Genomic DNA, 18109 nt, shown 5'->3' on the forward strand with positions numbered 1-18109 from the left:
GAGTACTGCCTGACGCGGCTGGTAGGCCGTCGCGGGGGCGGCAGTCACCCCCCACCAATGGACGATTACCGCCCGGACTTGGGGTCGAAGGCATCCCGTACGGAGTCTCCGAGGAGGTTGAAGCACAGGATGAAGATCACCAGCGCCACCCCGGGGAAGAACATGAACGCCGGGTCCTGCTCGGCGTACTTGGCGCCGGCGGCGAACAGCCGTCCCCAGTCCGGGGTCGGCTCGACGAAACCGACACCGGCGAAGGAGAGGAAGGCGATGGTGAGGATGGTGCTGGGCAGCTGGTACGTGAACTGGATCAGGATCGGCGAGACGATGTTCGGCAGGATCTCCTTGCGGACGATCCGCCCCGGGGAGGCGCCGGCGACCTTGGCGGCCTCGACGAACTCCCGCTCGCGCAGCGACAGCACGGTGGAGCGGACGATGCGCGCCATGCCCATCCAGCCCAGCAGCCACAGCACGATCAGGATCGCCAACGCGCGGAAGTACGTGGGGGTCTCCTCCCGCGGGTCCACGAAGAACGCGGTCACGACGGGCATGAAGGCGATGAAGAACAGCTGCTGCGGGAACGAGAGGAAGAAGTCGGTGACCCGGCCGAGCCAGTAGTCGGTCCGGCCGCCGAAGTAGCCGCCGACCATGCCGATGATGATGCCGGTCAGCATCAGCAGCGTGGTCACGCCCAGCGCCATGAACAGCGAGGTGCGCATGCCGTACACCAGCATGGCGAACAGATCACGGCCGTACTGCGGCTCCACACCGAACCAGTGGTCCGCGGAGACTCCGCCGAAGTAGCCCAGCGGCAGCCCGAAGTCGTCCAGCACGGGCTGGTCCGCGTACGTGGGGTCCTGGCCGTACAGGGTGTACGGGTTGGTGCCGCTGATCGCGGTGAGCAGCGGGGCGCACAGCGCGACGACGAAGTAGAAAATCACTACGCCGGCACAGAACATCCCTGTACGGTCACGCTTGAAGCGCTGCCACATCAACTGCCCGGGGGAACGACCCTCAAGCTTCTTGGCACCCTTGGCGACTTCCGAGGTCGCCGCGAGCTCTGGGTCCAAGGCGACCGCGGACCCCGAGTCCTCGGCCTTGGTTGGACTGGTCATGTGTGTTCTTCCCCCGGGGGGTTGGAGAGTTGAGCGCAGCACAGATACCGGCAGGTTCTGTGGTTTGGGGGAACTTTCGCCAAGTGCATCAACGCGCGTCAAGGGCGGAAGACACAGGGATCTCCCTACCGCCCATTTTTTGAGCAAAAATTGCAAAGATTGACACCTGCGCGCGCTTGACAGGTGAAACGGTAAATCGGCGAATCGGGCATACCGGGAGGGATTTTTGTTTACATGTCCGAAACTTGATCGCCGAGGCACCGATATGCGAACAGCTCCCCAAAGGCATCTGAAAGCCGTCTGAACGCGACGACCCGGCCCTCCCCTGGGGGGAGGGCCGGGTCCTCCTGACGTGCCGGTGAAGGGGCGTCAGCCGTGCTTGGCGCGGCTCGCGGCGCGGGCCCGCTCACGGGCGTCCAGGTTCACCTTGCGGATGCGAACGGCCTCCGGGGTCACCTCGACGCACTCGTCGTCGCGGCAGAACTCCAGCGACTGCTCCAGCGACAGCTTGCGCGGCGGGACGATCGACTCGGTCACATCGGCCGTGGAGGAGCGCATGTTGGTGAGCTTCTTCTCCTTGGTGATGTTGACGTCCATGTCGTCGGAGCGGGAGTTCTCGCCGACGATCATGCCCTCGTACACCTCGGTGCCCGGCTCCACGAAGAGCACGCCGCGCTCCTGAAGGTTCGTCATCGCGAAGGCGGTGACGGCACCGGAGCGGTCGGCGACGAGCGAGCCGTTGTTACGGGTCTGCAGGGCGCCGAACCACGGCTCGAAGCCCTCGTGGATCGAGTGGGCGATGCCCGTACCGCGGGTCTGGGTGAGGAACTCTGTCCGGAAACCGATCAGGCCACGGGACGGGACCACGAACTCCATACGGACCCAGCCCGAGCCGTGGTTGGACATGTTGTCCATCCGGCCCTTGCGGACACCCATGAGCTGCGTGACGGCACCCATGTGCTCCTCGGGCACGTCGATCGTCATCCGCTCGACCGGCTCGTACGTCTTGCCGTCGACGTCCTTGGTGACGACCTGGGGCTTGCCGACGGTCAGCTCGTAGCCCTCACGGCGCATGGTCTCGACGAGGATGGCCAGCGCCAGCTCGCCGCGGCCCTGCACCTCCCAGGCGTCCGGCCGCTCGGTGTCGAGGACGCGCAGCGAGACGTTGCCGATCAGCTCGCGGTCCAGGCGGTCCTTGACCTGACGGGCCGTCACCTTGCGGTCCTTCACGGCCGCCTTGTTGTCGGCGCCCTTGCCGGTGGCGCCACGGCCGACCAGCGGGGAGGTGTTGGTGCCGATGACCATCGAGATCGCGGGCTCGTCGACCGTGATCAGCGGCAGCGCGACCGGGTTCTCGGTGTCGGCCAGGGTCTCGCCGATCATGATGTCCGGGATACCGGCGACCGCGCAGATGTCACCGGGGCCGGCCTTCTCCGCCGGGCCGCGGGTGAGCGCCTCGGTCATCAGCAGCTCGGAGATGCGGACGTTGCTCACGGAGCCGTCGCGCTTCATCCAGGCCACCGTCTGGCCCTTGCGCAGCTCGCCCTGCTGGACGCGCAGCAGCGCGATACGGCCGAGGAAGTTGTCGGCGTCGAGGTTGGTGACGTGGGCCTGGAGCGGGGCACCCTCGTCGTAGGTCGGGGCCGGGATGTGCTCCAGGATCGTGGAGAAGAACGGCTCCAGGCTGTCGCTGTCGGCCGGGACCGTGCCGTCCTGCGGCTTGGTCAGCGAGGCGATGCCGTCGCGGCCGCAGGCGTAGACGATCGGGAACTCGATCTGGTCCTCGTCGGCGTCCAGGTCGAGGAAGAGGTCGTAGGTCTCGTTGACGACCTCGTCGATCCGCGAGTCCGGGCGGTCCGTCTTGTTGATGCAGAGGATGACGGGCAGCCGCTGCTGGAGGGCCTTGCGGAGGACGAAGCGGGTCTGCGGCAGCGGGCCCTCGGAGGCGTCCACCAGCAGGACGACGCCGTCGACCATCGACAGACCGCGCTCGACCTCGCCGCCGAAGTCGGCGTGGCCGGGGGTGTCGATGATGTTGATGGTGATCGGGTCCCCGCCGTCCTTCGGGTGGTACTTCACCGCCGTGTTCTTGGCCAGGATCGTGATGCCCTTCTCACGCTCCAGGTCGTTCGAGTCCATCATGCGGTCGTCGACGGAGTCGAGCTGGTGCGCGGCGAAGGCACCGGCCTGCTTGAGCATCGCGTCGACGATGGTGGTCTTGCCGTGGTCGACGTGGGCGACGATGGCGACGTTGCGGATGTCGTGGCGCGTGGCCATGGTGTGGCGTACTCCCGGAGTGGTGAGGACGGCCTGCGCGTACGTCTGTGTTACGCGGGCCCTGCCGGGCTTGACACGCCACGGCCTCACCCCATGGTACGGGGCCGCGGGGGTGGGGGCTGGACGGGTTGTGTCGGTGCAGGTCAGGTGGGCGCTGGGGGTCAGCGCCGGTGCTGGGGGTCGGTCGCGCAGCCCGGCGCTTACGGGGCGCCGTCCGCGCCCACCCGTGCCTCCCCCTGGGGGTCCCCCCTCTGGGGGAGGCACGAATGCCCGCGGTTACGAAGGGCCGGCTGCCGGCCGCGCGTTCTTCTTCAAGAAGCCCATGTCCTCGTACACCGGCGTCGCGAAACCGAAGGCGCCTGTGTTGGCGAGGTTTTTTCTTGCGGCGATCAGTTGGGGGCGCTGGTAGAGGGGGATGGAGCCGACGGCTGCCCAGATGCGGGCGTCGGCCTTGCGGACCAGGTCGCGGGACTCCTCCTGGTCGAGCGTCGCGACGGCCTGGTCGAAGAGCTGGTCGACCTGGTCGGTGCCGACCCGGGTGTAGTTCTGCTCGACGGTGAGGGAGCCGTCGGCGGCCGGGACCGGCTTGGCGTAGATGGGGCGGGCGTCGGTGGCGGGGAAGGCGGACGCGGGCCAGGAGTACAGGGCGAGGTCGTACTCGCCGGAGGCGATGTGGTCCTTGAAGTAGCTCTCCTCGGGGACCTTCGTCGTCTCGGTGTGGATGCCGACCCGTTCCAGCATGCGTGAGATGCGGTCGGCGACCGTGTGCAGCGCCCGGGAGCCCGGACCGGAGGGGAGCACGAAGCGCAGGGTGAGCGGCCGGCCGTCCTTGGCGAGGGGACCGGCCGGTGCGCCCGCGGGGGCGGCGGTGCCCTTGGGGGCGTACGCGCCGGGTGCTCCGCCGCCCTGGTGGTGCTGCTTTCCGTCCTGGGCGAGCTGCCGGCGGTACTCCTCGGCCTCCTCGAGCTCGGCGTCCGTGCGGCCCTTGTCGTCCTCGCCGACGATGTACGTGCCGTCCTCGTCGGTGGGATTCCCGGTGGCCTGCTCCCCTTCCGGTCCTGCCGCATTCTCCTTCTTCTGTTTCTTGACCGGGCCGCCCGGTACCCACCCGGCGTCCGCGAGCAGCGCCTGCGCCTCGTCGGTGTCCTGGCCGCCGAGCGCGCCGCTGCTGTCGGCGTAGGCGGCCTGGCCGGCCAGGGCGAGGTGGGAGCCGACCGGCTTGGCGGGCAGGCCCAGCGGCTTGAGGACGGCCTTCGCCAGTGCCTCCCGGTCGAGGGCGCGGGCCACGGCCCGGCGGACCCGTTCGTCGGCGAGCGGACCGTCGGCGCCGTTGAGGGCGAGCTGGGTGTAGGCCGGTTCCAGGGACTTGCGGACCTCGAAGCCGCGCAGGGTCCGCGTGGCGTCGGCGGCGGACCGGCTGCCCTGCGCGCGGGAGCCGCTCTCCTCGTCGCCGGTGTTCTCGTCGGAGCCGCTCTCCTCGTCGCCGGTGATCTCGTCGGAGCCGCTCTCCTCGTCGCCGGTGATCTCGTCGAAGCCGCTCGGGTCGGTCGAGGGGCTCGGCGCCTTGGGGTCGTCGGTGTTCCGGCCGCCGCCCTGGCGGGCCGCGCCGGTGCCGCCCGGCCCGGCGGCGAGGGCGATGCGCCGGGCCGCGGGGGCGTCGATCTCGGCGAGGTCGATCGCGCCGGCGGCCAGCGCGGCGGAGCGCTCCTCGCGCGGTACGGCCCGCAGCACGATCTCGGAGAGCTTGACCGGGTCGCCCCACCAGCGCGGATTGCGGGCGAGGGTGACCTCGTCGTCCTTGCGGTCGACCTCCTTCACGGTGAAGGGCCCGGCGGTGACCTTGAGCTTCTTGCGGGCTCCGTCGTTGAAGGAGTCCGGCGTGCCCATGACCTCCTTGGGGTACAGCGGCGAGAACAGCGACTGCCAGTCGGCGTAGGGCCGGGCGAAGGTGACCTTGACCTCGAGGTCGTTGGCGCCGCGCTCGATCCGTTCGATGCGGTCGTACCCGGCGTTGCGGGCGGTCCAGTAGGCGGTGTCCTTGCCGGACAGGGCGCGCCACTGGGCGGCGAAGTCGGCAGCGCCGATCTCGCGGCCGTCGCTCCAGACGGCCTGCTGGTGGAGCTTGTAGAGGACGACCTGCCGGGGCTCGGTGTCGACGACCTCGGCGGATTCGAGGTAGTCGGGGTTGATCTCCGGCCGGCCGCTCTCGTTCAGCCGGTACATCGACGGCAGGACGGCCTGGGCGATACGGCTGGTGGTCGCGTCGGCGTCGGCCTGGAAGGTGTTCAGGGTCTCCGGTACGGCGTCCACGGCCCAGCGCAGGGTGCCGCCGTCGGCGACCTGGGACCGGGCGGCGGGGGCGATGTCCTGGCCGGCCAGGGGCTTGCCGGCCGGGTCCTCGGAGCTGCACCCGGCCAGGGCGGGCGCCGCGAGCGCTCCCGCGGTGAGGAAGGCGAGCGAGCGCATGACCGCGCCGGGCCCTCTCGTCGCGCGGCAGGCGGGAGATTGACGAGCGGGCCTGGGTCCGACGCCGTCGTGGGACATCTCTGGTTACCTCCGGGAGCCGCGGGGGTTACGATCACTTTTGGCGGTATATGGAGCTGATCAGATGTATTCAGCGGTATGCCGTCACTGAAGAGGAAAGGGTTCGGCAACACAGGGCGACACGGCGGCGACGGCCCGGAAGCTCACCCGTGTGGCGCAATGCACCACGGGGTGCACCCACACGCCTCGGCCAATCGGTGCACGTCCCTTCCCACCGGCCGGTGTGACGCGCAACACTCGCAGGCGCATGACCGTTGCCACCCACGGCCGCACAGCCGACGGAAGTGAGGTCACGTCATGTCCGTGCACGACGAACTGATGTCAGTCCAGCGGTGTCTCGACGACATGTCCCGGTCGGTGAACCGCCTGGAACAGCAGCTCGGCAGGGGCGGGCTCGACATACGGCGGGTCCGCACCGACTGCGAGCACCTGCGGGAGAGCGTCGCGCTGCTGCGCGAGGCGACGCACGCCTCGCCCTCGGCCCGGCGCCCCGAGCTCGTCACGATCTCCGACGCCCCCTACGACTACTCCCTGTGGACGGACTCGGACGACGAGGGTCTCGGCGCCCGCGACCGGCACGCACCCTGAGCCGCCTCAGCATCCCGAACCGACCGGAGTCATACGTTGGCCACTGGTACGGAACCCACAACCACAGATCCCCATCCGCCCGGCGGCGGCGTCCGCGCCGCCCCGCGGGCCGCGATCGCCGCCCCGCACCTGCGCACCGACCGCTGGTGGCTGGCGCCGGCCGCGACCGCCGCCGGGCTGCTCGCCTTCGTCGTGTACTCGACCTGGCGGGCCTTCGCGAACGCCGACTACTACGCGGCCCCGTACGTCTCGCCCTTCTACTCCCCCTGTCTGGCGGAGAACTGCGAGCCCATGAAGGCGGGCCCCAACTGGGAGATCTTCGGCAGCTGGTGGGGGATCTCCCCCGCGATCATCATCCTGATCTTCCCGCTCGGCTTCCGCCTGACCTGCTACTACTACCGCAAGGCCTACTACCGGGGCTTCTGGGCCTCCCCACCGGCCTGCGCAGTGGCCGAACCGCACAAGAAGTACACCGGTGAGACGCGCTTCCCGCTGATCCTGCAGAACATCCACCGGTACTTCTTCTACGCGGCGATCCCGGTGGCCGGCATCCTGACCTACGACACCGTGCTCGCGTTCCGCGACGAGCACTACGACTGGGGCCACATGGGCCTCGGCACCGTCGTGTTCCTGGTCAACATCGTGCTGATCTGGGCGTACACCCTCTCCTGCCACTCCTGCCGGCACATCGTGGGCGGCAAGCTCAAGCACTTCTCCAAACACCCCGTGCGCTACCGGATGTGGCAGTGGGTCGGGAAGCTGAACGCCCGCCACATGCTGCTCGCCTGGACGTCGTTGGTGAGCGTCGCGCTCGCCGACTTCTACGTCTATCTCGTCGCGTCCGGTGTCTTCGACGATCCGCGCTTCTTCTAGATGAGTGGGGCCTTCTGATGTCCGTGGTGGAGCGACAGGAGTGGGACGTCGTCGTGGTCGGCGCGGGCGGCGCCGGGCTGCGGGCCGCGATCGAGGCGCGCGAGCGGGGCGCCCGTACGGCCGTGATCTGCAAGTCGCTGTTCGGCAAGGCGCACACGGTGATGGCCGAGGGCGGCATCGCCGCCGCGATGGCCAACGCGAACCCGCACGACAACTGGCAGGTGCACTTCCGTGACACCCTGCGCGGCGGCAAGTTCCTCAACCAGTGGCGGATGGCCGAGCTGCATGCGCAGGAGGCCCCGGACCGGGTGTGGGAGCTGGAGACCTGGGGCGCCCTGTTCGACCGTACGAAGGACGGCCGGATCTCCCAGCGCAACTTCGGCGGCCACGAGTACCCGCGCCTGGCCCATGTCGGCGACCGCACGGGTCTCGAGCTGATCCGCACCCTCCAGCAGAAGATCGTCGCGCTCCAGCAGGAGGACCACCGCGAGACCGGGGACTACGAGTCCCGGCTGAAGGTGTTCCAGGAGTGCACGGTGACCCGCGTCCTGAAGGACGATGGCAGGGTCTCGGGGGTCTTCGCCTACGAGCGTGAGTCCGGCCGTTTCTTCGTCCTGGAGGCCCCCGCGGTCGTGATCGCCACGGGCGGCATCGGCAAGTCCTTCAAGGTCACGTCGAACTCGTGGGAGTACACCGGCGACGGCCACGCGCTGGCCCTGCTGGCGGGCGCTCCCCTGCTGAACATGGAGTTCGTGCAGTTCCACCCGACGGGGATGGTCTGGCCGCCCTCGGTGAAGGGCATCCTCGTCACCGAGTCGGTGCGCGGCGACGGCGGGGTGCTCAGGAACTCCGACGGCAAGCGGTTCATGTTCGACTACATCCCGGACGTCTTCAAGGAGAAGTACGCCGAGACCGAGGACGAGGCCGACCGCTGGTACGAGGACCCGGACAACAACCGGCGTCCCCCGGAGCTGCTCCCCCGCGACGAGGTCGCCCGGGCCATCAACGCCGAGGTCAAGGAGGGCCGCGGCTCCCCGCACGGCGGTGTCTTCCTGGACGTGTCGACACGGATGCCCGCCGAGGTGATCAAACGCCGGCTGCCGTCGATGTACCACCAGTTCAAGGAGCTGGCCGACGTCGACATCACGGCCGAGGCGATGGAGGTCGGGCCCACCTGCCACTACGTGATGGGCGGTATCGCCGTCGACTCCGACACCGCGGCGGCACGCGGGGTGCCGGGGCTGTACGCGGCCGGTGAGGTGGCCGGCGGGATGCACGGCTCCAACCGGCTCGGCGGCAACTCGCTGTCCGACCTGCTGGTGTTCGGGCGCCGGGCGGGACTGCACGCCGCCGAGTACGCGACGGAGGCGGCGGATCGTCCACGGGTGGACGACGTCCAGGTGGACGCCGCGGCCGCGGAGGCGCTGCGCCCGTTCTCGGCCGAGGCGGAGGCGCAGGAGCCGGCCGGAGGGCCGCCGGAGAACCCGTACACCCTCCACCAGGAACTCCAGCAGACGATGAACGACCTGGTCGGCATCATCCGCCGTGAGCCGGAGATGAAGCAGGCCCTGGAGAAGCTGGCCGAGCTGCGGGTACGGGCCCGGCGGGCGGGCGTCGAGGGCCACCGCCAGTTCAACCCGGGCTGGCACCTCGCCCTGGACCTGCGGAACATGCTGCTGGTCAGCGAGTGCGTGGCGCGGGCCGCGCTGGAGCGCACGGAGTCGCGCGGCGGCCACACCCGCGAGGACCATCCGACGATGGACCGCCGGTGGCGCCGTATCAACCTGCTCTGCCAACTCACCGATCCCACGGGCGGGCTGGCGGCCACGGACCCCGTCCGCGGCCAGATCGCCCTCACCCGCGAGACCACCGAACCCATCCGTCCCGACCTGCTCGCCCTCTTCGACAAGGAGGAGCTGGTCAAGTACCTCGCCGAAGAGGAGCTCTACGAATGAGCAGCTACGAGGCGCGCTTCAAGGTGTGGCGCGGGGACGCCGACGGGGGCGGCCTGGAGGACTTCAAGGTCGAGGTGAACGACGGAGAGGTGGTCCTGGACATCATCCACCGCCTCCAGGCCACCCAGGCCCCTGACCTGGCCGTGCGCTGGAACTGCAAGGCGGGCAAGTGCGGTTCGTGCTCGGCGGAGATCAACGGGCGGCCCCGGCTGCTGTGCATGACCCGGATGTCGGTGTTCGACCGCGAGGAGACGATCACCGTCACTCCGCTGCGGGCCTTCCCGGTCGTACGGGATCTCGTCACCGACGTGGGCTTCAACTACACCAAGGCGCGTGAGGTCCCGGCGTTCGTGCCGCCCGCCGGGCTCGGCCCGGGCGAGTACCGCATGATGCAGGAGGACGTGGACCGGTCACAGGAGTTCCGTAAGTGCATCGAGTGCTTCCTGTGCCAGGACACCTGCCATGTGGTCCGTGACCACGAGGAGAACAAGCAGGCGTTCGCCGGGCCGCGTTTCCTGATGCGGGTCGCCGAACTGGACATGCACCCCTTGGACGCGGCGGCGGACACGGGGCTCGACCGCAAGCGCACCGCCCAGGACGAACACGGCCTCGGCTACTGCAACATCACCAAGTGCTGTACGGAGGTCTGCCCCGAGGGCATCAAGATCACGGACAATGCGCTGATCCCGCTGAAGGAACGGGCCGTGGACCGCAAGTACGACCCGCTCGTGTGGCTCGGCGACAAGATCCGTCGCCGGTCCTAGTGCCGCTGTCGCGGCACTGGTCAGCGTGAGGCTCGCAGATACCCCGAGTGGGCCACCTGGCCGAGGAACTTCAGACGGGTGTCGGTGGTCATGTGCTTTTCGAAGGCCTCCTTGATTCCGGGCCACTTGGGGTGCCCGAAGTCGTCCAGGACGACGATGCCGCCGGGCGCGACGATCTGCTCGGCCCACCCCAGGTCCTTGGCGACGCCTTCGGCGGAGTGGTCGCCGTCGACGATGATCACGCCGTAGGAGCGGTCGGAGACCAGGGCACGCACCTCGGGGTCCTCGGAGAAGCCCTGCTGGATCCGGGCCCCGGCACCCGGTGCGCCCACCAGCGCCAGATTGGCGCGCACCGCGGCCTCGCGCACCGGGGTGCCCGAGGCGTCCTTGCCCATGGTGGCGCCGGGCTGGAGCTGGGTCCCGGCGAGCGGGTCGACGATCGTCAGGCGCGGGTCGCGTCCCGCGCGCTCCATCATCCGGATCAGGGCCGCGCCGAACATCCCGTAGAGGGTGCCGATTTCCAGGATGTCGTCGTTCGGCGGGTCCAGCAGCGGTACGGCGGAGAGCTTGCCGCAGATGTTCATGGTGCCGCCGGCGATCCGGCCGACCCCGAGCGCCTCCATCGCGATGAGCAGCCGGAACGCCTGGGCGACGGTCCGCTCCGCGCCGTCCGCGTCCCCGGTCACGTCGGTCAGCTCTTTGATCGTGCGGTTGAGATGGGGGGCGGACGGCAGCCGCGACGCGCCCCGGCCGGTCCCGTCGAAGAACAGCTCCAGCGGGCGCTGGCGGGCGCGCAGCCTCTTCAGCTCCTGCTGCGAGGCGTCGCGGGAGGCCTGCCCGACGGCCCGGCGGATCTGCCGCTCGATGCGCTGGTCTATGAGGTCGGCGATCGGACGCAGGGCACGCCGGGCCGCCTTGCTGGTGAGTAACGCTCGCATGGATGTCTGACCCTCACAGGGATAGGAGAAGTGGACCCTAGGCCTCCCACAGGTGGTCCACAACAAACGAGGGCACCTGTAGAGGGAAAGCCCGTATGACATCCGAACAACAAGTCGGTGACCGCATCGGGCGCACCCCGGTCGCGGGCCCGCATTCCCGGCCATACGCTCCGAAACGTGACGTCATCCCGGTTCCGGGGCCGGCCGCGGCAGGCCGGACCCCCCACAGGGGCGCGCCTGGCGCAGGCGGTGCTCGGTGGTGCGATCGCGGTGATGTGGCTGTGTCTGCTGGTGCCGGCGACGGACACCGGCGCCAGGGGCGGGCCCGGGCCGGGCGCGGTCGCCCAGGAGGGGGACGGGACGTACACCGCCGACCTGGTGCTGCCGCTGATCGCGGCGGTCACGGCGGTCGCGCTCGCCGCGTACGGGTACGTACGGCGCACCCGGCGCACCCGCACCCGGACGACCCCCGGCGGCGCGCTCCCCGGCCCGCCGCCCCAGCCGACGCTCGCCCGGTTCGACCTGCAGTCCCGGGCGGCGTTGGTCGAGGCGGACGACTGCGTACGCACCAGCCGGGAGGAACTCGCCTTCGCCGGGACCCGGTTCGACGCGGCGGACGCCGAACCCTTCGGGCGGGCCCTGCGGGAGGCCGAGGCCGAGCTGTCGGCCGCCTTCCGGATGCGGCAGCGCTACGACGACGGAGTGCCGGGCGAGGAGTCGGCCCGTCGGCAGGTGCTCGCCGGGATCGTCGGGCGGTGCGCGGAGGCGGGGCGACGGCTGGACACGGAGGCCGCCGGGTTCGATGTGCTGCGCGGCCTGGAACTGGGCATCGGTGCGGCGCTGGAGGTCGCGGAGGCGCGCTTCCGGGAGCTGGCGGGGCGTACGGGGACCACGGAGGCCATCCTCGGCGACCTCGCCGAGCGGTACCCGTCCGGCGCCACCGCCTCGGTCGTCGGGTACGTCGAACAGGCCAAGGACCGCCTCGTGTTCGCCACGGTCCGTCTCAACCAGTCCCGTCAGCAGGCCGACCTGGGCAACGCCGACCTGGCCGCCGCCCACCTGCGCGCTGCCGAGGGCGCGATCACGCAGGCCGCTGTCTTCGTGGACGGCGTCGACCGGCTCGCGCAGGAGCTGACGACGGCTGCGGGCCTGGTGCCGGGGGCGCTCACGGGGGCGGAGGCGGAGCTCGCGGGCGTGCGGGAGTGGCTCAGGGGGGAGCGGGGAGGGGGCGGCGGGCCGGATGTTCCCGTGGGTGAGGTGCGTGCCCGTCTCGCGCGCGCCGACATCGTCCTGGCCGCCGTACGGGAGGAGCTGACCGCCGGGCCCTACGACCCGCTCGACGCCCTGCGCCGGATCGCGGAGGCCGTCACGCCGCTCGCGGCCGGGCGGGCCGGGGTGATTCCGGCCGCCGCCCTGCTGGTCGCGCGCAGCAGCACCCGCGCCGCGGCCGACTTCGTCAGCACGCACCGGGGGGCGGTGGGCGCCACGGCCCGGACCCGGCTGGCAGCGGCCGAGGCGCTGCTCGCGGACGGCGACCACCTGGCGGCCGACGCCCGCGCCGGGGAGGCCCGGCACCTCGCCGAGCAGGACGTACGCGCACACGGCACGCCGTACGCCGGTGCGGGCGCGCACGCGATCAGCGTCGGCGGGGCGGTCCTCGGCGGGATCCTCCTGGGCGGCGACCCGGACGGCGGCCCGCCCGCGAGCTTCGGGGGACCGCGCACCCGGGCACGCAGGCGGCCGAATCTCCCGTAGACCCTGGCGCTCTGGTGGCCGCGAGCTTGGCGGGTGCCGCTGCGTCCACCCTCCCCCACTCTCGGCTTCGCTCGAGCGGGGGGACCCCCATCGCCCTGGGGGTCCCCCCTCTGGGGGAGGCACGACTGCCCGCGGCTACGTCGGCACGACCGGCGTTCAGAACAGGCTCAGCAGGGCCTCCGCCGGATCCGCCACGCCGTTCTCGCCGTCCGGCAGCGGGAGTTCGAACCACACCGTCTTGCCGCGATGTGTACGGCGCGAGCCCCACGCGGCCGAGAGCAGGCCGACGAGCTGGAGGCCGCGGCCGCCCTCGTCGGTGTCGCGGGCGCGGCGGCGACGGGGCTGGACGAGGCCGGAGTCCCAGACCTCGCAGACCAGGGTGCGGTCCAGCAGGAGTCTCAGCCGGATCTCGCCCTCGCCGTACCGCAGGGCGTTCGTCACCAGCTCGCTGACCAGCAGCTCCGTCGTGTCGACCAGCGGCTCCATGTCCCAGCTGAGCAGCTGGCCGCGCGCGTACTCGCGGGCGCGGCCCACGCTGCGCGGCTCACGCGGCAGCGTCCAGTCGCCGACGGACTCGGCGGGCAGTCCCTGGACGCGGGCCATGAGCAGGGCGATGTCGTCCTCGCCGTGGTGGCTGTCGAGGGTGTTGAGGACGTGGTCGCAGACATCCTCCAGCGGGCGGGACGGGTCGGTCAGCGCGCCCACGAAGGCCTGGAGGCCCTCGTCGAGGGGGTGGTCGCGGGATTCGACCAGTCCATCCGTGTAGAGCGCCAACAGTGCACCTTCGGGGAGTTCGACCTCGACCTCCTCGAAGGGTTCCCCGCCGACACCGAGCGGCATGCCGGGCGGTACGTCGAGCATCAGGGCCGGCTCGCCGGGTTCGACCAGGACCGGCGGCAGATGGCCCGCGTTGGCGAAGGTGCAGCGCCGGGTGACGGAGTCGTAGACCGCGTACACGCAGGTCGCGAGATACACCTCGGACAGGTCCGCCTCGCGGGGGCGGCGGGCGGCGCGGGTGGCCTGCTGGATGCCTCCGGGGGTGCCGAGGCCTCGGGCGATCTCGTCCAACTGGGAGAGAACTTCGGCCGGTTCGAGGTCGAGCTGGGCCAGCGTCCGTACCGCCGTGCGCAGTTCACCCATCGCGACGGCGGCGCGCAGACCGCGGCCCATGACGTCGCCGACGACCAACGCCGTGCGGTGACCGGGCAGTTCGATGACGTCGAACCAGTCGCCGCCGACCTCGCTGGGGCGGCCGGTGGAGGCGTTCCCGGGAAGGTAACGGCAGGCGATGTCCAGGCCGGAGGCGACCGGGTCGCCGGGCGGAAGCAGGGACCGTTGCAGTATCAACGCGCGTTCGTGCTCGCGCCGGTAGAGGCGGGCGTTGTCGATACAGACGGCGGCCCGCGCGGCAAGCTCCACCGCGAGGGCGCGGTCCCGGTCGCCGAACGGCTCGCTGCCCTTCGTACGGGAGAACTGGGCGAGCCCGACGACGGTGTCGTGGGCGACCATCGGCACCGCGAGGGTGGACTGGACGAGGCCGCCCTCCTCGGCGGGGACGGTCTGCGGGCGGGCGGTGCGCAGGGCGTCCGCGCCGGGCGAGTTGAAGGGGTAGTGGTGGACCGCGCCGACCTTGACCGGCGTGCCGGTGCCCGCGAAGGGGGCGTCGGAGACGGCGCTGGCGAAGGCGACGCGGCGCAGTTCGGCGCTGCCGTCGGCGAGGCCGGGCGGGGTCTCGTCGCCGGCCAGGAGGCCCTGGTAGAGGTCGACGGTGGCCAGGTCGCAGAAGCCGGGGACGACGACGTCGAGGAGTTCCCGGGCGGTGGTCTCCAGGTCGAGGGAGTTGCCGATGCGGGCGCCGGCCTCGTTCAGGAGGGCGAGATTGCGCCGGGCGGCGGCTGCTTCGCGGGCGGCGGCGCGGCGGGCGGTGATGTCGGTTCCGAGCCAGGCGATTCCGATGGGGCGTCCGCTTCCGCTGTGCACGCGGTAGAGGTTGACCGACCAGTGACGGCGGTCCTCGGAACCGGGCACGAAGCCCGTGACGTGCATGTCCGTGATGCTGTCGCCGGTTTCGAGGACCCGGCGCAGCGTCGCGGCGACCCGCTCGGCCTCGCCGCTCGGCAGATAGTCGTGGACGCCCTTGCCCCGGTGGTCGTCGGGTGTGCCGCCGAAGGTCGAGGCGAACTGCTGGTTGGCGCGCCGCACCCGTAGTTCGGCGTCGATCAGCAGAAAGCCGAACGGAGATTGGCCGAAAATGGCCTGCGAGGCAGCGAGGTCCGTCTCGATGCTGCGCAGCACCCGGACGTCGACGACGATGCAGACGGCCGCCTTCTCGCCGTCCTCGGTGTGCGTCGGCATCACATAGACCTCGGCGAGACCCTCGCCCCCGCCGCCGTCCACCGTCTCCGGCAGCCGGAAGGGGACCACGCCGGTCCACTCCCGCCCGTCGAGGATCTCGGCCATCTTCCGGTGGCCCTGCTCGCGCTGGTCGGGGTCGATGAAGGCCGCGATGGGGTCCATGCCGACGGCCCGCTCGGCGGGGATGCCGAACAAATGCTCGGCGCGCAGGCTCCACTGGTCGACGAGCCCGTCAGGACCGATGGAGAAGGACGCGACCTTGATGTAGTCGTAGATCGAGCCGGGCGGACTGCTCTGCCACATGGGGTCGCCGGGCCGCACCTCACCGAAGGCACCCGCGGCCTCCGTCCTCGCGCCGTCCGACGGGTCCTCGGACTCCGTGGCCTTCGCTGGTATCTCGCTCACGCGAACCGTCCCCTCCAGCTCACCGCGTCCGGCACCGGTCACCGGGGGCGGCTGCCCGCAGTATCCAGCACTACGGCGCCGCACAACACGGTGTTCACGATCACAGAACGGTCCAGTTGGTTTTCGGACCGTCCTGCGAGAACACTTCCACTCTTCTAACCAGGGGACACGCCCTCGAATCACGCCTTGCGGCAAGTCCGGTCCGGATTCAGGTCGGTACCGCGAGCTCGAACCACACCGTCTTGCCGGATTCCCCGGGCCGGGTGCCCCAGCGGCGTGAGGAGGAGGCCACCAGTTGCAGGCCGCGCCCGTGCTCGTCCTCGGGCCGGGCGGCCAGTTCGCGGGGCGGGTCGGGCAACGGGTCGGAGACCTCCACCAGCAGCACGTCGGGCAGGTCCGGGGGGCGTACCAGGCGGACGCCGATGGGGCCGGTGGCGTGCCGCAGGGCGTTGGTCACGAGTTCGCTGACCAGCAGGGCCGTGATGTCACCGACGCTGTCGAGACCCCAGCCGTGCAGCTGGTGGCGGACGGTGGAGCGTGCGGTGCGCACGGCACCCGGGTCGGCGGGAAAGGTCCACTCGGCGCGGTCACCTTCGGTGTCGATCACGCCGATCACTTCCCGGGCCAGAGAACCCACCCATGCCTGGTTTCGTGGGGTTAATTGGCACATACCCGATATGCGGGACCCAGTACCGCCGGCGGGCGCGCACTGTGGCACGAACGGCGTACGGGTACGGCACCACACGCGGGGTGGCGCAGGCCGGCGTCAAGGAGTCAGCCACTCAGGCGGGCGGCCACCTCACGTACGGCCGGAACGTCCTGGTCCAGCCAGTCGACGTCCCAGAGTTCGCCGGGCGCGAGCCAGCGGAGTTCGTCGTGGTCCTCGAGAGGCTTGGGGTCCGGAGAGCCGGGGCGCAGACGGGCGGTCCACACGTGCAGAACATACGGCGGCTTCAGGGCCCACTCCCCCGGCACCCGCTCAACGGCCTCGGCCTCGACGCCGAGTTCCTCCCGCAGCTCACGCACCAGCGCGGCATCCGGCGCTTCGCCCGGCTCGACCTTGCCGCCGGGCAACTCGTAACGCCCGGCCAGTTCAGGGGGTGCACTACGGCGCGCGGCGAGCAGTCGGCCACCGTCGAACAGGGCGGCCCCCACCACCACGATCCGTTCCTTCATGCGCCGGAGCCTACGTCAGGGGCCGAGGGGAGCGTCGCGGCTCAGGTGTCGTCGTCGGTGCCCTGGCCGATGCGCTCGACCCAATAGAGCTGCTTGTGCCCGCGGTTGTCGAGGCTGTCGGCGATCTTCTGGGCCTCGGCCCGGGTCGCGTACCGGCCCACGCGGTAGCGATTGCCGCCGTCGTCCTGCCGTATGACGAGCCAGGGAAGAGTCACCGTGCTGTCGTTCATCGCGCCCCTCCGCTTCCCGCCCTCGGCCCGCGCGCCCCGCCCGCTAAGGAAACCGCAATCCGCATATGCCCGAGCCTACGCCTAACCTTCACGCAGCGAATACGGCTTTTCACAAAGAGGTACGCAACAAGCCAGGCGCGAGGGGGCGCACGGCGCCGAACGCGCCGTGCGTATGCATCCGCGCATCCGGTCGGCGGCATGGCGGGCATGCCCAGGTTCACCTGCGAAAACGTCCGGAACCGACCGGCGCGTGCACCGGCTCCCGGCGCGCGCATGCCGGGAGCAACTGCCGCAGGGTCGTGCGCCGCCGGGCAGAGGTCGGAAAGGTGTGCGCTATCTCACCGGGAGGTGGTACGAGACCCGGTAGCGGTCGGCCGGGATCACCACGTCGGCCGTCTCGACGGGGCGGCCGGAGGCGTAGAAGGTGCGCTGGACGACGAGGACGACATGCCCGGGGACTCCGCCCAGGGCGAGGAGTTCCTCGGCGAGGCCGGGGCGGGCGCCGACCTCCTCGGTGACGTTGTCGACGATCACGTCGATGGCCGCCATGCGCTCGACGACGCCCATGCCGCCGAGGGGGCCCTCCTCGGGCAGCATCACGGGCGTGCGGCCGGTGACGGCGATCGGCTCCCAGGAGGTGGAGAGCATCAACGGCTCGCCGCTCTCCCGGAACAGGTACTTCGTGCACATCACGCGGTCGCCGGGCCGGATGCCGAGCCGCTCGGCGATCGCGCCACTTGCCACGGTCTGTTCGCTGCTGGACTCCCAGGTGCCGCGCACGGTGGTGTCCGCCTGCTCCTGCCGGAAGGGTGTGGCGCCGCCGTCCGGGCGGAATCCGGAGCGGGCGACGGACCGGGGAACGGGCCGCTCCCGCACATACGTGCCGGAACCGGAGCGGCCCTCTACCAGCCCCTCGGCCATCAGGACCTTGCGCGCCTCGAGCGCGACCGTGTCCGAGACGCCGTACTCCTCGCGGATTCTGGCTTGTGACGGCAGGCGGGTGTGCGGTGGCAGCAGACCGTCGACGATCTTCTTGCGGAGATCACCCGCGACACGCAGGTACGCCGGCTGCTCACCGAATGTCACTGGCCACTCCCATCAGGTTGTACAGACAGCAACAGCGTGGCAACCCTGGGT

At 70.8% G+C, this 18109-nt stretch carries 14 protein-coding genes; 5 read left to right on the forward strand and 9 right to left on the reverse strand.

Going from position 1 to position 18109, the window contains the following annotated elements:
• Positions 1-65: 65 nt before the first annotated feature.
• The 3 genes from ACFVJQ_RS03165 to ACFVJQ_RS03175 form a co-directional block, all read right to left on the reverse strand.
• The gene (locus tag ACFVJQ_RS03165) at positions 66-1112 is read right to left on the reverse strand and encodes an ABC transporter permease (protein WP_385510781.1); all 1047 of its coding nucleotides are present in this window, start codon (positions 1110-1112) and stop codon (positions 66-68) included.
• A 369-nt stretch (positions 1113-1481) separates the two neighbouring features.
• Complete coding sequence (gene typA, locus ACFVJQ_RS03170; RefSeq protein WP_385510783.1) at positions 1482-3389, reverse strand: translational GTPase TypA; 1908 nt, start codon at positions 3387-3389, stop codon at positions 1482-1484.
• A gap of 276 nt (positions 3390-3665) precedes the next feature.
• Positions 3666-5933, reverse strand: coding sequence for an ABC transporter family substrate-binding protein (locus ACFVJQ_RS03175; RefSeq protein ID WP_385780516.1), 2268 nt, complete (start codon positions 5931-5933; stop codon positions 3666-3668).
• Between the two features lie 297 nt (positions 5934-6230).
• On the opposite strand from ACFVJQ_RS03175, the gene ACFVJQ_RS03180 reads away from it, so the two are divergent.
• From ACFVJQ_RS03180 to ACFVJQ_RS03195, 4 genes are read left to right on the forward strand one after another with little or no spacing between them, the layout of a single operon-like run.
• The gene (locus ACFVJQ_RS03180) at positions 6231-6521 is read left to right on the forward strand and encodes a hypothetical protein (RefSeq protein WP_129801306.1); all 291 of its coding nucleotides are present in this window, start codon (positions 6231-6233) and stop codon (positions 6519-6521) included.
• 36 nt (positions 6522-6557) lie between these two features.
• A complete protein-coding gene (locus ACFVJQ_RS03185; protein WP_224734924.1) occupies positions 6558-7394 on the forward strand; it encodes a hypothetical protein in 837 nt (278 codons plus the stop codon).
• Between the two features lie 17 nt (positions 7395-7411).
• Positions 7412-9349 carry a fumarate reductase/succinate dehydrogenase flavoprotein subunit gene (locus ACFVJQ_RS03190; protein ID WP_385510785.1) on the forward strand — a complete coding sequence of 646 codons (1938 nt, stop codon included), beginning with the start codon at positions 7412-7414 and terminating at the stop codon, positions 9347-9349.
• Positions 9346-10113: a succinate dehydrogenase/fumarate reductase iron-sulfur subunit gene (locus tag ACFVJQ_RS03195; RefSeq protein ID WP_129801303.1), complete on the forward strand. Its 768-nt coding sequence runs from the start codon at positions 9346-9348 to the stop codon at positions 10111-10113. Before ACFVJQ_RS03190 ends, ACFVJQ_RS03195 begins: the two co-directional genes overlap by 4 nt.
• 20 nt (positions 10114-10133) lie before the next feature.
• Here ACFVJQ_RS03195 and ACFVJQ_RS03200 read toward each other — a convergent pair whose 3' ends face one another.
• The gene (locus ACFVJQ_RS03200) at positions 10134-11051 is read right to left on the reverse strand and encodes a class I SAM-dependent methyltransferase (RefSeq protein ID WP_385510786.1); all 918 of its coding nucleotides are present in this window, start codon (positions 11049-11051) and stop codon (positions 10134-10136) included.
• Between the two features lie 177 nt (positions 11052-11228).
• Between ACFVJQ_RS03200 and ACFVJQ_RS03205 the strand changes: the two genes are divergently transcribed.
• Positions 11229-12806, forward strand: coding sequence for a hypothetical protein (locus ACFVJQ_RS03205; protein ID WP_385780521.1), 1578 nt, complete (start codon positions 11229-11231; stop codon positions 12804-12806).
• Between the two features lie 156 nt (positions 12807-12962).
• Here ACFVJQ_RS03205 and ACFVJQ_RS03210 read toward each other — a convergent pair whose 3' ends face one another.
• The 5 genes from ACFVJQ_RS03210 to ACFVJQ_RS03230 form a co-directional block, all read right to left on the reverse strand.
• Positions 12963-15566 (reverse strand): SpoIIE family protein phosphatase, encoded by a 2604-nt coding sequence (locus tag ACFVJQ_RS03210; protein WP_385780523.1) that lies wholly within the window; start codon positions 15564-15566, stop codon positions 12963-12965.
• Between the two features lie 208 nt (positions 15567-15774).
• Positions 15775-16203 (reverse strand): ATP-binding protein, encoded by a 429-nt coding sequence (locus ACFVJQ_RS03215; RefSeq protein ID WP_385510789.1) that lies wholly within the window; start codon positions 16201-16203, stop codon positions 15775-15777.
• A gap of 137 nt (positions 16204-16340) precedes the next feature.
• A complete protein-coding gene (locus tag ACFVJQ_RS03220) occupies positions 16341-16742 on the reverse strand; it encodes a (deoxy)nucleoside triphosphate pyrophosphohydrolase (protein WP_385510790.1) in 402 nt (133 codons plus the stop codon).
• Between the two features lie 41 nt (positions 16743-16783).
• Positions 16784-16972: an SPOR domain-containing protein gene (locus ACFVJQ_RS03225; RefSeq protein ID WP_385510791.1), complete on the reverse strand. Its 189-nt coding sequence runs from the start codon at positions 16970-16972 to the stop codon at positions 16784-16786.
• Positions 16973-17305: 333 nt separating this feature from the next.
• Entirely contained in the window at positions 17306-18058 is a 753-nt protein-coding gene (locus tag ACFVJQ_RS03230) for a GntR family transcriptional regulator (RefSeq protein ID WP_385510792.1), read from the reverse strand.
• Positions 18059-18109: the final 51 nt, after the last annotated feature.

The organism is Streptomyces sp. NPDC127197, from assembly GCF_042672405.1.
GTDB classification, from domain to species: Bacteria; Actinomycetota; Actinomycetes; order Streptomycetales; family Streptomycetaceae; genus Streptomyces; species Streptomyces flavusporus.